General features: G+C 70.0%; 11 protein-coding genes and 1 tRNA gene. 8 read left to right on the top strand and 4 right to left on the bottom strand.

Annotated features, from left to right (window positions below):
• Positions 1-82 precede the first annotated feature (82 nt).
• Together ACFFJG_RS02005 and ACFFJG_RS02000 are read left to right on the top strand one after the other, a co-directional pair.
• Positions 83-1,879, top strand: coding sequence for an ABC transporter ATP-binding protein (locus ACFFJG_RS02005; RefSeq protein WP_378516938.1), 1,797 nt, complete (start codon positions 83-85; stop codon positions 1,877-1,879).
• A complete protein-coding gene (locus ACFFJG_RS02000) occupies positions 1,876-3,693 on the top strand; it encodes an ABC transporter ATP-binding protein (RefSeq protein WP_378516937.1) in 1,818 nt (605 codons plus the stop codon). Before ACFFJG_RS02005 ends, ACFFJG_RS02000 begins: the two co-directional genes overlap by 4 nt.
• Before the next feature lie 29 nt (positions 3,694-3,722).
• On the opposite strand, the gene ACFFJG_RS01995 is transcribed toward ACFFJG_RS02000, so the two are convergent.
• Positions 3,723-4,157: an SsgA family sporulation/cell division regulator gene (locus tag ACFFJG_RS01995; RefSeq protein WP_378516936.1), complete on the bottom strand. Its 435-nt coding sequence runs from the start codon at positions 4,155-4,157 to the stop codon at positions 3,723-3,725.
• Positions 4,158-4,345: 188 nt separating this feature from the next.
• Here ACFFJG_RS01995 and ACFFJG_RS01990 point away from each other — a divergent pair, with 188 nt between their 5' ends.
• Complete coding sequence (locus ACFFJG_RS01990; protein ID WP_378516935.1) at positions 4,346-4,876, top strand: PGPGW domain-containing protein; 531 nt, start codon at positions 4,346-4,348, stop codon at positions 4,874-4,876.
• A gap of 61 nt (positions 4,877-4,937) precedes the next feature.
• Positions 4,938-5,009: transfer RNA gene (locus ACFFJG_RS01985), tRNA-Val, on the top strand.
• Positions 5,010-5,570: 561 nt separating this feature from the next.
• On the opposite strand, the gene ACFFJG_RS01980 is transcribed toward ACFFJG_RS01985, so the two are convergent.
• The 3 genes from ACFFJG_RS01980 to ACFFJG_RS01970 form a co-directional block, all read right to left on the bottom strand.
• Positions 5,571-5,768, bottom strand: coding sequence for a helix-turn-helix domain-containing protein (locus ACFFJG_RS01980; protein ID WP_378516934.1), 198 nt, complete (start codon positions 5,766-5,768; stop codon positions 5,571-5,573).
• Between the two features lie 543 nt (positions 5,769-6,311).
• Positions 6,312-7,934 (bottom strand): hypothetical protein, encoded by a 1,623-nt coding sequence (locus ACFFJG_RS01975; RefSeq protein ID WP_378516933.1) that lies wholly within the window; start codon positions 7,932-7,934, stop codon positions 6,312-6,314.
• Positions 7,931-8,290: a hypothetical protein gene (locus ACFFJG_RS01970; RefSeq protein ID WP_378516932.1), complete on the bottom strand. Its 360-nt coding sequence runs from the start codon at positions 8,288-8,290 to the stop codon at positions 7,931-7,933. Before ACFFJG_RS01970 ends, ACFFJG_RS01975 begins: the two co-directional genes overlap by 4 nt.
• A 221-nt stretch (positions 8,291-8,511) precedes the next feature.
• Here ACFFJG_RS01970 and ACFFJG_RS01965 point away from each other — a divergent pair, with 221 nt between their 5' ends.
• The 4 genes from ACFFJG_RS01965 (at position 8,512) to ACFFJG_RS01950 (ending at position 13,207) form a co-directional block, all read left to right on the top strand.
• A complete protein-coding gene (locus ACFFJG_RS01965; protein ID WP_378516931.1) occupies positions 8,512-9,408 on the top strand; it encodes a hypothetical protein in 897 nt (298 codons plus the stop codon).
• A 538-nt stretch (positions 9,409-9,946) separates the two neighbouring features.
• Positions 9,947-10,513, top strand: coding sequence for an SAF domain-containing protein (locus ACFFJG_RS01960; RefSeq protein ID WP_378516930.1), 567 nt, complete (start codon positions 9,947-9,949; stop codon positions 10,511-10,513).
• 1 nt (position 10,514) lies between these two features.
• Complete coding sequence (locus tag ACFFJG_RS01955) at positions 10,515-11,432, top strand: CpaE/TadZ family protein (protein WP_378516929.1); 918 nt, start codon at positions 10,515-10,517, stop codon at positions 11,430-11,432.
• Positions 11,429-13,207 (top strand): TadA family conjugal transfer-associated ATPase, encoded by a 1,779-nt coding sequence (locus tag ACFFJG_RS01950; RefSeq protein ID WP_378516928.1) that lies wholly within the window; start codon positions 11,429-11,431, stop codon positions 13,205-13,207. The genes ACFFJG_RS01955 and ACFFJG_RS01950 overlap by 4 nt, the downstream gene beginning before the upstream one ends.
• Positions 13,208-13,355: the final 148 nt, after the last annotated feature.

Genomic DNA, 13,355 nt, shown 5'->3' with positions numbered 1-13,355 from the left:
TGCCGGGGACTAGCCTGAGCCGGCTGGATGGTTGCGCTCGGCAACCGACCGTGCGGCGAGGACGAGGAGGCGGGCGACACCGGTGGGCGAGGACGCGAGGCTGAAGGGCAGCACCACACTCGACGGCTTCCGCGTGCTGGGGGTGGGCATCCGTCGCGAGCCCACCGTCTTCACGGTCGCCACCCTCGGTGCGGTCCTGTTCGGGGTGCTCACCGTCGCCGACGCGTGGGTGCTCGGCTGGTCCACCCAGCACGTCCTGATCCCGGCGTTCGACGACGGCGAGGTCCGCGCGTCGCTGCTGGTGTGGGTGGTCGCACTCTTCCTGGCCGTCGCCCTCCTGCGCGCCGTGGGCATCGTCGCCCGGCGCCTCGGCGGCGGCATCATGTACTACCGGATGCAGTCGCACACCCGGCGCAGCGTCACCCGCCAGTACCTCGCCCTGCCGATGGAGTGGCACCAGCGGCACCCGACCGGCCAGCTGCTGTCCAACGCCTACTCCGACGTCGAGGCTGCGTGGTCGCCGATCATGCCGCTGCCGATGGCGCTCGGCACGGTCGTGATGATGGTGATCGCGGTCGTCCAGATGTTCCTGGCCGACACGGCGATGGCGGTCGTGGGCCTGCTCGTCTTCCCGGCCGTGGTCGCGGCCAACCTGCTCTACCAGCGCTACTCCTCGCCACTCATGACGCGGGCGCAGGGTCTGCGTGCGGAGGTCAGCGAGATCGCCCACGAGTCCTTCGACGGGGCGATGGTGGTCAAGACCCTCGGGCGCGAGGGGGAGGAGACCGACCGGTTCGGCGTCAAGGTCCGCGAGCTGCGCGACGTCAACATCCGCGCCGGACGGATCCGCGCGGTCTTCGACCCGGCCCTGGCCAGCCTGCCGAGCCTCGGTGTCCTGGTCGTGCTGTCGGTCGGTGTCTCGCGGGTCTCCAGCGGCGCGACGCAGGCCGGCGACGTGGTGACCGTGGCCTACCTCCTCACCATCGTGTCGTTCCCGATCCGCGCGATCGGCTGGCTGCTCGGCGAGTTCCCGCGCTCGGTCGTGGGCTACCGCCGCGCCCAGGCCGTCCTCGACGCCCGCGGCTCGATGGCCTTCGGCGACGCCGAGCTGCCCCGCGACGTGTCGTCGGGCGCCCTGCTCGAGGTCGACGACCTGCACTACTCCTACGACGAGGCGGCGCCGCTGCTCCAGGGCGTCGCGTTCGACGTCCAGCCCGGTCGCACGGTCGCCCTCGTGGGCGCGACGGCGTCCGGCAAGAGCACCCTCACCAGCCTGATGACCCGGCTGGTCGACCCCGACGCCGGCGGGGTGCGCCTCGACGGCACCGACCTGCGCGACCTGCGCCGCGGCGAGCTGCCGCGCGACGTGGCGCTGGTGCCGCAGACGGCGTTCATGTTCGACGACACCGTGCGCGGCAACGTCACCCTCGGGGCCGACGTCCCCGACGAGGACGTGTGGGCCGCGCTGCGCACCGCGCAGGCAGACGGCTTCGTCGCCGCCCTGCCCGAGGGCCTCGACACCCGCCTCGGCGAGCGCGGCACGTCGCTCTCAGGCGGCCAGCGCCAGCGCCTCTCGCTCGCCCGGGCGCTGGTGCGACGTCCGCGGCTGCTGATCCTCGACGACGCGACCTCCGCGGTCGACCCCGAGGTCGAGGCGCGGATCCTCGCCTCGCTGCGCGAGGACCGCGAGGGTGAAGCCGCCTCCCTCGTGGTGGTGGCCTACCGCAAGGCGACGATCTCGCTGGCCGACGAGGTGGTCCACCTCGACGGCGGCCGCATCGTGGGTCGCGGCACCCACGCCGAGCTGCTGGCCACCAGCCCGGCCTACGCCCAGCTCGTCAACGCCTACGAGACCGACGCCGAGGGGACCCCCGCATGAGCGCCTCCACCACCGCGCCCGCCGGCACCCGGATGGACACCGGCGAGGACATCGGAGCGCTCGCCACCATCCGCCTCGGCATGCGCTACTCCCCGGAGCTGCGCGAGGGCCTCGGGCTCACGCTGCTCCTGGCCGTCCTCGCCTCCTGCGGCCAGATCGTCGTGCCGATCGCCGTGCAGCAGACCCTCGACAAGGGGCTCAACGCCCCTGGCGGCCCGCGCCTGGACTACGTCGCCTGGATGGGCCTGGCGGCCGCGCTCGCGATCGCCGTCACCAGCGTGGCCTCCTACGGCATGACGAGCCGGCTCTTCACCACCTCCGAGCGGGGCCTGGCCACGTTGCGCACCAAGGCGTTCCGCCACGTCCACGACCTCCCGCTGCTCACCCAGAACACCGAGCGCCGCGGCGCGCTGGTCTCGCGCGTCACCTCCGACGTCGACCAGGTCAGCCAGTTCCTCGTCTTCGGCGGCCTGATCTTCGTGGTGAGCATCGGCCAGATGCTCGTCGCGACAGTGCTGATGGTGGTCTACAGCTGGGAGCTCGCGCTGGTCGTGTGGCTGTGCTTCGCCCCGCTGTTCCTGTCGATCCGCTGGTTCCAGAAGAAGCTGTCGGCCGCCTACACCGTGGTGCGCCACCAGGTCGGCGTCCTGCTCGGGGCGATCTCCGAGCCCGTCGTGGGCGCCGCGGTCGTGCGCTCCTACGGCGTCGAGGCCCGCACCCAGGAGCGCATCGACGCCGCCATCTCCGACTGGCAGGACGCCTACACCCACGCCCAGACCTACACGGTCACCTCGTTCTCGCTCGGCGGCATCTCCGCCGGCCTCGCCAACGCCGGCGTGATCGTCATCGGCATCCTGCTCGGCTTCACCGGTGACATGACGCCCGGCCGGGTCCTGGCGTTCGCGTTCCTGGTCTCGCTGTTCGTCGGCCCGGTCCAGATGGGCACCCAGATCCTCACCGACGCCCAGAACGCCATCGCGAGCTGGCGCCGGGTGCTCGGCATCCTCGAGACGCCGGCCGACCTCGTCGACCCGGGCCCCGACGGCGAGCAGCTCCCGCGCGGCCCGATCGACGTCCGCTTCGCGGAGGTCGGCTTCGCCTACCCCGGCGGCCCGCCCGTGCTGCGCGACGTCGACCTCTCGATCGCCGCCGGCACCCGCGTGGCGATCGTGGGGGAGACCGGCTCGGGCAAGTCCACCTTCGCCAAGCTCCTGACCCGCCTGATGGACCCCACCGACGGTGCCGTCCTGCTCGACGGCGTCGACGTACGCCGCATCGAGGCGCGCTCGCTGCGACGGAGCGTGGTGCTCGTGCCCCAGGAGGGCTTCCTCTTCGACGACTCCATCGCCGCCAACGTCCGCTACGGCCGCCTGGGCGCCACCGAGGACGAGATCCGGGCGTCCGCCGCCGAGCTCGGCATCGATGACTGGCTGGCCGGGCTGCCCCACGGGCTGGCGACCGGCGTGGGCCAGCGCGGTGAGGCGCTCTCGGCCGGCGAGCGACAGCTCGTGGCGCTGCTGCGCGCCCACCTGGCCGATCCCGACCTGCTCGTCCTCGACGAGGCGACCAGCGCGGTCGACCCGGCGCTGGAGATGCAGATCGGTCGGGCGCTCGAGCGGCTGATGCAGTCACGCACGTCCGTCACGATCGCCCACCGGCTCTCGACGGCGGAGGCGGCCGACGAGGTGATCGTGGTCGACCGCGGCCGGGTCGTGCAGCGCGGTCCGCACGCCGTCCTGGTCACCGAGGAGGGCGGGGTCTACGCCGGTCTGCACGCCAGCTGGGTGGCGCAGCACTCGCGCCAGTCGTCCTGAGCGGACCGAGGGCCGAGGCCCGGGGAGCCTCAGGAAGCCAGGACCTGCGAGATGAGGGCGTCGACGTCGAAGTGGGCCGACTCCTCGCCGGGGGTGACCAGGGCAGCGGTGCGGGCGAGGAAGCGGTCGACGTCGACGGCGCGGGCCTGGAGCACGAGGTGCCCGTCGGGCGAGCTGAGCTCGATGCCCACCATCGGCTGGCCGGTCATGCTGACCGCGGGGGAGACGTGGACGTCGCCGTCGCCGGTCGGGGTGTGCGAGCCGCGCATCAGCAGGTCGCGGCCGTAGGTCCACACGAGGTCGCCGTCGCTCGTCACGAAGGTCATCGAGACCGCGAACGGGTCGGCGCTGCTGTAGCCGAGCACCGTGTCGATCTCGTGGCGGATCCCGCGCTCGTCGACGCACTCCACGGTGAGGTCGACCGAGACGTCGGTCATGGTGTTGCGGCCACCGGACATGTTCATCAAGTCTCCTTGGAGATTCCCTGCTGGTGTGATCATGAGACTCCATGGAGTCGCCTCGATGATGCGAAACGGCGAAATATGGCCCGGTGCGGTCCAGACCGCGGCCGCGGAGTGACCGCTCAGCGGACACGCCACGGTCACTCCGACGGTCATGGAGGGCTTGGGCCGGCCCCGCTAGGGTTCGTCGCATGACCGGCACGGCCAAGCGCATCGCGCTCGAATCCCTGGGTTGGCTGCTGCTGGTGCTCGGCGTCGCCGCCATCTTCCTCCCCGGCCCGGGGCTGCTCGGCATCTTCGCCGGCCTCGCCCTGCTCTCCCAGCAGTACGACTGGGCCGAGCGCCGGGTCGAGCCCGCCCGGCTCCGGGCGCTCCAGGGTGCTGCGGAGAGCGTCGAGACCTGGCCCCGCATCACGCTCTCGGTGCTCGGAGCGATCGCCCTCGCCGCCTGCGGCGTGCTGTGGATCCTGCGTCCCGACGCCCCCGGGTGGTGGCCGCTGTCGGACACCTGGTGGCTGCCCGGCGGGCTGTGGACCGGCGTCACCCAGGTGCTCTCGGCGTTCATCGCCGTCGCCCTCATCGTCTACAGCTACCGCCGCTTCCACGACAACCCGGAGGCGGTCGAGCAGCTGGAGAAGGACCGCGAGGCCCACAAGCGGGAGAAGGCCGAGGCCAAGGACGGCAAGAAGTCCGGCTCGAGCACCGGCGGCGCCTCGCGCTGACGGCTGTCCCCACCCGATTACGGCTTCCCGGGACGCGTGGGATAACGTTCTGCCCGAGCTCGGGCGATTGGCGCAGTGGTAGCGCGCTTCGTTCACACCGAAGAGGTCACTGGTTCGAACCCAGTATCGCCCACCGAGCAGAAATAGGCCCTGACCTGCGGAAACGCAGGTCAGGGCCGTTTCTGAAATTGCTGTCGTGTCGGATACGTGTCGGATCACGAGGGCGTGAGCGCCCTTGCGGGCGCGCACACGAGTCCGGATGACGCTGAGACGCTCGAGCGGGTGTGCCGATCAGAAGTGACCGTTGCGAGCCGGTGCAAAGGTGTCGTTGCGCCCGACTGCTGCTCTGGGGGCGTGGGCACAGTGGTTACTCGGCGTCCGCTGCTGTGCCTGGTTCTCGTCGATGGCCGTGCGCTCACGACCTGGGTCGGCCGATTGCGTTCGCCAAGCGGTTGTCAGCGGTCCGAGCATGCAGAATCCCAGGGCCGCGTTGACGACAGACTGGCCGTGAGGTGCTGTCGGCACCGCCAGTCAGCATGCCTGACGGTGCCCTACCGCGATCGACCCCCCGGAAGATCGCGGCCAGCAGGGTCAGGTCTATCGGGCCGACGTACGCGGCAGGCCCTCAAGGAGTCAACGGTTCATCCTCCGTGGGGGCCGTCCCGCAGACCGGGGTGCGCCGCCGCGGGTGATCTCAGCGGCGGACCGCCGGAATGGGCCTCAGAGCCGCCTCGAGTTCGTCGAGCCGAATGCGGATCGGTCGGGTGCCACACTGGTAGGCCGGGATCGTGCCGTCGCTGATGCGACGGCGAATGGTCCGCGTGGAGAGCGACATGATCTGGGCAGCCTCGTCGAGACTTACGTACACCGGCAACTGCTTAGTCGTGGTCATCGTGCACCCCGCCCTACACGCTCACCGAGCGATGACGCACCCCGAAGCGGCGCGACCAGAGTCATTGCGACGGCCAGTCCGGCGGCAGGCCTCATCACTTCACTGGGCACACAACTGGTCATGGAGACCTACGTGTCACGACACATCGGCTGAGGTCATCGACGGGCTGCGCGCGTGGCAGGCGTCGCGCGCTCGGCCCAGGCGCTCGTACGCATGGTCAGACGGTCTCGCCGATCCTGCGGTGTCGACCATTGGTGGGGCAGGTGTCGTCGGTGCAGACGCGGCGCAGTTCCACGCGCGGACCGGCCTCGCCCAAGCTGTCCGCGTCGACCCTTCGCGCGATGGTGACGGGTGACCCGCATGTGGCGCAGGGCGCTGTGTTGTCCATGACAGCAACGTAGAGCGAATAGCTGGGCGCTCCGCGTTCTCCACAGATCCAAGTGGGCATGTGGCAGATGGGCGTTGAGACAGCTCGAGCGATGGTGTTCTGCTCCTTACAGAGGTCTGAGGGGATCAGCACTCCGATGACACCGGGCGCTTCAGTCAGCGAGCCAAGGACTGCCCAGTCCTATGAGGTGCCCAGGCCATCGAGGTCCGGGCCGGCGTGATCTGAGCTTCACGGAGGGAAGTGGTTGAGCGGGTCGAAGAGTCTTCATTTCTTCGCGCGCAGGTGGTGGACGAGGGCACCACGTCGACAGTTGCGGTGGCGATCGCGCCGGCGGCGGTCGCGGCTTGAACGACGGTGTGGCTGGAGGCCTGGAGCGCGACGATGACGGCAACGGGTGCGGGCACGGTGCGCTTGGCGTGGATGTCCGCTGGCGAAACCCACGAAGCCTCATCGTCCAAGGCAATCGGTACGCGGCCGGCTTCTATGTCGTTGTGGGCGCGCCGTGACATGACTCTGGCGGGGCCCGTGAGTCCGGTGGCTGTGCTCTTCTCGTCGACGACGTGGGCGAGTTCATCGCAGTGGCGCAACGAGACCAGGAGTGCGCGCAAACCTTCGACGGCGCCGGGGCGCGCGAGCATCTCGGTCGACGAGGCTCGCGTGGCGCCGTCGTGGGTGAGTTCTCGCGCCGCACCTCGTAGTTCCGCTGCGGCAAGCAGCAGAACGTCGGAGGGTCGCGCGTGGGCAGGGGTGAGTTCGTCCCACCTGCAGCCCAGATCGCTCCACGCGGCGCCCGACCGGCCAATGGCTTCGACGAGGCGACTGGGGTAGCCGGCATGTTCCCGAGTGTCGGTATCCAACAGTGTCATAGCGGACCCGGCGATGAAGGCTTGCGTCCGGGTGACCAACACGACGTTGTCGTGCCAGTCGGGTCCCGCCAAAGCGCGATGTGCTTCGACGTCCCAACGTGCCAGCGCAAGATTCAGTCGGCTCGCGGACGACGGCGCGGGATGGTGCTCGCCGATGAGGAGGTGAGTGAACTGACGGCGGCTGACGAAGCTGGCCGCAGCGGCTTCAGCGGCACCGATGCGGCGGACCCACTCAGTGACCGGGGCGACGGCGTAGGGAATGCGCTCGCCCGGCGCAGTGAGTGGACGCGGTGTGGCGGCGGCAGCGTGTTGGGTGCGGCCGTGTTGGAGGAGGGCTACGGAGACGGCGTGGGTCGCAACGTAGATCGAGTGGAGCAGCCGAGCTCGGGCTGCTTCGAGGTCGTCTCGACCGGCCGCGGAGAGCGGCCCCACGTGGGCGAAGCGGCGGGTGAGGTCCGCTGCTTTCGAGAGGGTGTCCGCCATCTCCATGAGCCGCTGATCCGGCACGTTCGGGCCTGGCCACCGTTTCGTGGAGAGTCGATGGGAGACCCCGACGCTGATTACGTCCAGGCGGTCCATGCACGTGGCCGCCTGAGCTGCACGAGCCGCCGCAGGGGTGGGTGACGACACGGACTCGGGACGTGGCGTGGGGAGCGGTTCGGGCATCGCGTGCCACAAACTGCTGGCCGCTGAGATCAGGGCGGGCCAGCCATGGAGGAGTGGTGCGGCGTCGTGCTCGGACACGTCCATCAGAAGCAGGCGTGCGTGCCGGTCGACGTCGAAGAGCAACTCCCCGATGCTGCGCTGATCGGAGGTGTGGGTGAGACCGTCCACGTCGAACAGTTCGACGTCAGCGCGGTCGTACATGAGCGGTGGAGGGCTGTTCGTTGGGTCCGTCGGCGGGTTGGTCATGGCTCACCACGAGAGGCGGTCTGCGTCGCGGATGAGGTCGACAGGGTGACGGCGAGTTCCGCGACATCGGGAAGCGTTGCTGTCCCGAGCGGGAGGTTGCGCGTTAGCTGCTTCGCCGCGCGGAGCAGGTCGGGCACTCCCTCCTGGACGCCGCGCTCCCGCTGCACGACAGGGTGTGCTGGACCTAGCGAGAAGTAGGGCTGCGCTCGGACGAGGTAGATGCCCAGTCCGAGGTCCATCCGCGGTGGATCTGGCTGCGAGATGGCCCAGGTCTGGTCGTAGGCGCGGTCAAGCAGAGCGATGATCTCGCCGATCGCGCGTAGTTCGTCCTCGTGACGGGTGGGGTGTGGAGTCATCTCGGCAGGCTCCGGGAGAGACAACCTGCGTGGGATGGACCGGGTGAGTCTGTGGGATTCGGAAGGCGATCCGATCGCCTGTGGATAACTCCATGGCGGGCCGGCGGCGAACACACACTGGTCATGGGCACCTACGGGCCGAGGCCGCGCGGGTGCGCTCAGCTTCCACCTCGATGAGCCCGCCCAGATGGACCCACGAGGGAGAACCGGAAGGAGCCGACGTGAAGCGAATGCCGGATCGACCGCTGCGCCTGCTGCTGAATGTCCCGTCCGTGCTGGCCGGCCTCGTGATCTACCTGTGTGTCTTGTCGACCCTGCCGGCTGGCGTCGCGCTGCTCGTTCTCGTGCTTCTAGTTGTCGCGATGTTGCTGCCTGCCGCGGGTCGCGCCGAGATGATCGTGGTGCGAGCACTGTCGTGGTCACGCCCTGCGTCGCCTCGGGAACTCGAGCTCTGGACGGGCATCGAGACGCTGGTCGAGGCAGGCGGCGCTGGCCCCGACCCCGTTAGCAAGCGGCGTCTGCTCGTGAGGCGAGTCGCTCGCTCACGTGCCGCGCAGGTGGGTCATGCGGGCAGGGCAGTGGTGGTGGTCTCGCCTCTTGTGCTGCAGGGCTTGGCCACCAACCAGATCTCCGCGGTAGCGGTGGCTAGTGAGGTGGCCCGCAGTCGTGCCGAGCACCATTTCGAGCCGCATCGTGGCGCCGTCCGCGGATGGGTGGTGACGCTCCCCGTACGAGTCGTGGCAGCCGTTCTGCGTCCGCTGCTTGTCCGGCTGTTCAGGTGGCAGCCGATCGTCGTGGCGTGGCAGTTGCGAGCGGTGATCGGCGCAGTCTGTGTGGCCGACGGCGTCGCCCACCATCGGGCCTGGAGCGGCCTCGTGGCCGTGACCGTCGTGCTGATCAGCTACGCGGTGCCAGCCGCGAAGAGGCAGGTCTCTCGACGAGCGGCTTCGCGGGCCGAGACGGTCCGGAGCACAGCTGCGGTCGGGAACGGCCGCGTCACCGGGGATGGCTCTCCAACAGTTGGGGTACTCGCGCCGGTTGTGACCCACCCCGTCGAGACGCCGCCGCGCGCCATCCTCGGGGATCGACCTCGTCTGTATCTCGTGCCGACCGAGTAGCCCGCACGACCGCTCGTGAAGGCCTCGGCACCGGTAGCCGGCGCCGCGATGAGCGCAATCTCCAAGCTGACCGGCGTGCGACCTCGGTCTTGAGGGGATCCGTCCGGACCGGTCGGAACCCCGGCTGCAGGGACCCCGCTTGTTTGCAGTCGCCGGTGCCTCTTTTCATGCGGAGCAGTTGGGAGCACAATCGCGTCAAGGCGATCTTGTCTCACTTCATCGGGGGAGTGGACCGCCACCGGGTAAGGGAGGCCCTCGAGAGTGCGACTCCTTGCGCCCCTGCCCGGTGCCTGTGGATAACCGTTTCGCTCCGGCGCAATCGTCGTAGTTTGCGAAACGAGTCGGCGCGCGGTGAACGCTCCGCCTCGACTCCGATCCGTAGGTGGTCGGAGGACTCGGGAGGAACTGAGCAGCGATGTCGGTGGATGCAGACCGCAGGTCCGGCCCGGACGCTCGCACGGGCGTGCCGGCGGTGGGGGCTGCCTCGAGGCCGCTGCCCAACATCAGAGCTCAACGTCGCCCGTGGCTGTTCGCCCTCATGGCGGCCCTGGTGGCCGCTGGTGGGCTGCTGGCGGCGTACGCCTACACCTCACTCGATCGCACCCAGGCCGTGCTGGTCCTCTCCGACGACGTCGCACGCGGTGCCACCATCGAACCCTCGGACATCGCCGTTGTCCGCCTCAGCGTCGACCCTGCACTGTCGCCCGTCGCGGCAACCGACGAGTCCCGGATCGTGGGGCAGCGTGCCGCCACGGACTTGTGGTCGGGCACCTTGATCACCGAGGACTCAGTCGCCGAGTCCGTCGTTCCCATCGCCGGTCAGTCACTCGTGGGTGTCAGCCTCACGAGTGCCCAGATGCCGTCCGAACCGCTCTACGCCGGCGACGACGTGCGGCTCGTGCTGACCCCCGAAGGCGCAGCGGGAGCCGGATCTGACACGCAATCGCTGCGCACCGTCGACGCGGCCGTAGTCAACGTGTCCTACGTCCCCGAGACCGGGAACACGGTCGTCGACGTGACCGTCGCCGAAAACGAGGCCGCAGACCTGGCCGCGGCCGGGGCCAGGGGCGGTGTTGCACTCGTGCTGGACACGCGGGAGAAGTGAGATGGCCCTGATCGTGGTGTGCTCCGCCGGCGGATCGCCCGGCGTGAGCACCACGACCCTGGCACTGGCGTTCGCGTGGCACCGGCCCGTGCTCCTGGTGGACGCCGACCCCAGCGGAGCATCCGCGGTGTTCGCGGGCTACCTGCGTGGCGCCCAGACACCAGGCGGCGGACTGATCCGCCTGGCACTCGCACACCGCGACGGCGCTCTGGCCGAGGCACTCCCGCACGAGACGCTGGTTCTCGACCCGCCACCACACCAGCAGCGAAACGAATCCCCGGGCGCTGGCGCGGCGCCAGGTGCAAGGCACGGGGCAGGATCAGGTGCTGGGGGAGTGTGGTTCCTCGCCGGCATCCGCGACCACCGGCAAGCGCCCAGCGTGGTGCCGCTGTGGGAACCGCTGGCCGAACAACTGCGGGCGATGGACGCCCACGGCCAGGACGTGATCGTCGACGCCGGCCGGCTCGGCCTCGCCGGCTGGCCCCGCGAGCTGATCGTCGGAGCAGACCTCGCCCTCCTGATGACCCGGACCTCGCTGCCAGCCTTGGCGGCGTCACGGTCGTATGCCGACATGCTGCGCGAGCACTTCGCGTCGGTCGGCGGCCTCGACCGTCTCGGAATCCTGACGGTCGATGAACATCATCGTGGGCCGACCAAGACCCACATGCTTCCGTCGGTGCGCCCCTACACGCCGCGGCAGATCGAGAAGGCGCTCGCGATGCCCGTCGTGGCCTCGCTTCCGTGGGCACCCGACGCAGCCGAGGTCTACTCACACGGCGCGCGGCCACCCCGCAAGTTCGCCGAGTCCGTCTTCGTGGCCGGCTGCCGGGCAGCGTCCGGCGCCATCGCGGGCCACATCTCCACCCGCGCCACCACCCGTCACAGCATCCTGACGCCGACGACAGCAGGCCGGACATGAGTGCCGAGCAGCAGCAGCGGGCCGAAGCGCAGCCGCCCGACCGGCACCCGGGCGAACTGGGCGTTGCGTCCGGCGCCGCCGTGCCCGAGCCGCCCGCGCCACCCGAACTGCCCGAGACCTCGAACAGGTCCGGGTCGCGGTTCGCGCACCTGCGCGGCGAACCTCGATCGGCACCCCCGCCCCGAACGTCAGCCTCCCCAGCCGCCCCCGCCAGCCCCGGCAGTTCCTCGGTCGCTGCCCGACCCGCTGATCCGCCGGACCTGAGTGATCTCCCGATGTTCTCCACCGACACCGACGAGGTCCCGGTCCCAGGAGCCGGTGAGGGCGCCTGGGCCGCGCCGGTGCGCGCGCTGATCCCCGAGCCCTTGCTGGCCGACAGCCACGATGCCGGTGATGTGGGCTGGGAAGTGGTGGCCCAACTGCGAACTGAGGCCTCGAGTCGGCTCACGGCCCGGCTCGAGAAGGAGGGCAGCCGGCTCACTGACGACGAACGAGAGCAGGTCGGTCTCGCCGTCATCGCTGAGCTGGTCCGCGCAGAGTCGGAGGAACGCGTCTCGTCCGGACAGCCCGGCTGGAACGACGGGCAGGAGGAGCACCTCCGTCAGGCGCTCTACGACGCGATCTTTGGGTTGGGGCGCCTGCAGCCGCTGGTCGACGATGAGTCTTTGGAGAACATCATCATCACCGCCCGCGGTGCCGTGGTCACGGTGTGGCTTGAGGCCTCTGACGGCACCCTGTCCGAGGGACCGCCCGTGGCGGATTCCGAGGACGACTTGCGCGAGTTCCTCGCAGACCTCGGTGCCCGGCAGAACCGTCCCTTCACTGAAGCACGACCGAGCCTTCACTTGCGGCTGCCCGGCGGTGCACGCCTAGCCGCCGCGTCCTGGGTCACCGCCCACACCTCGGTCGTGATTCGGCGTCACCGGCTCGTGGAGGTGTCGATGGATGAGATGGTGCACGAGCGGGGCGCCTGCAGTCCCGCGCTCGCCGACTTCGTCTCTGCCTGCGTGAGGGCTGGCAAGAGCATCGTGGTCTCCGGCATCCAGGGGTCCGGCAAGACCACGTGGGTGCGCGCACTGTGCTCCCAGATCCCCTCGCACGAGATGATCGGCACCTTCGAGACCGAGTTCGAGCTGCACCTGCACGAGATGACCGGCCGGCACCGGATCGTGCACGCGTGGGAGCACCGCCCCGGGTCAGGAGAGATCGGCGTCGCCGGACGCCAAGCGGGGGAGTTCACCCTCGAGGAGGCCATCCACGACTCGTTCCGGTTCAACCTCGACCGCCAGATCGTCGGCGAGGTCCGCGGACCCGAGGTGTGGGCGATGCTCAAAGCCATGGAGTCCGGGCCCGGGTCCATCAGCACCACCCATGCGCGCAGCGCCGAGCACACGGTCGAGAAGCTGGTGTCCTGCGCGATGGAATCGGGCCCGCAGGTCACCCGCGAGCTCGCCATCAGCAAGATCGCCGCCGCGATCGACGTCGTGATCTACCTGCACGCCGACATCGTGGAGGAACCGGACGGCACCCAGCGCAAACGCCGCTGGGTCCACGAGGTCCTCGTCGTCGAACCCAGCCCCGACGCGGTGATGGGCTACTCGGCCACCTCGGTGTTCCGCCCCGACGGCACTGGCTCCGCAGGAGCTGCTGTCGCCACCGGGGAGATCTCGGACCGACTGTGCCGAGATCTGGTCCGTCACGGCTTCGACCTCGACGCCTACAACGCCGAGTCCACCCGCACGCGCCCCATCAACCGCGGCGGAGCTGCGTCGTGAACGCCTTCGTCGCAGCCATGGCCGGTGCTCTCGTGGTGGCCGGACTGATCGGCATGGTGCTCGCCCTACAGCCTGCTCCAGAGCGACCCGCACGGACGCGCGGGAGAAGCCGTCCGGGCGGCGGGGGCGTGCAGCGCGGCTGGCCGGG

The organism is Nocardioides zeicaulis (assembly GCF_042432345.1).
Lineage (GTDB): Bacteria > Actinomycetota > Actinomycetes > Propionibacteriales > Nocardioidaceae > Nocardioides > Nocardioides zeicaulis.
The sequence above is the reverse complement of the archived record's forward strand: the minus strand, read 5'-3'. Positions and strand labels throughout refer to the sequence as shown.

What these genes read in the sequence shown, in the direction of transcription:
- ACFFJG_RS02000 (WP_378516937.1), top strand. Translation starts at nt 1,876, where the DNA reads ATGAGCGCCTCCACCACCGCGCCCGCCGGCACCCGGATGGACACCGGC.
- ACFFJG_RS01995 (WP_378516936.1), bottom strand. Translation starts at nt 4,157, where the DNA reads ATGAACATGTCCGGTGGCCGCAACACCATGACCGACGTCTCGGTCGAC.
- ACFFJG_RS01990 (WP_378516935.1), top strand. Translation starts at nt 4,346, where the DNA reads ATGACCGGCACGGCCAAGCGCATCGCGCTCGAATCCCTGGGTTGGCTG.
- ACFFJG_RS01980 (WP_378516934.1), bottom strand. Translation starts at nt 5,768, where the DNA reads ATGACCACGACTAAGCAGTTGCCGGTGTACGTAAGTCTCGACGAGGCT.
- ACFFJG_RS01975 (WP_378516933.1), bottom strand. Translation starts at nt 7,934, where the DNA reads ATGACCAACCCGCCGACGGACCCAACGAACAGCCCTCCACCGCTCATG.
- ACFFJG_RS01970 (WP_378516932.1), bottom strand. Translation starts at nt 8,290, where the DNA reads ATGACTCCACACCCCACCCGTCACGAGGACGAACTACGCGCGATCGGC.
- ACFFJG_RS01960 (WP_378516930.1), top strand. Translation starts at nt 9,947, where the DNA reads ATGGCGGCCCTGGTGGCCGCTGGTGGGCTGCTGGCGGCGTACGCCTAC.
- ACFFJG_RS01955 (WP_378516929.1), top strand. Translation starts at nt 10,515, where the DNA reads ATGGCCCTGATCGTGGTGTGCTCCGCCGGCGGATCGCCCGGCGTGAGC.
- ACFFJG_RS01950 (WP_378516928.1), top strand. Translation starts at nt 11,429, where the DNA reads ATGAGTGCCGAGCAGCAGCAGCGGGCCGAAGCGCAGCCGCCCGACCGG.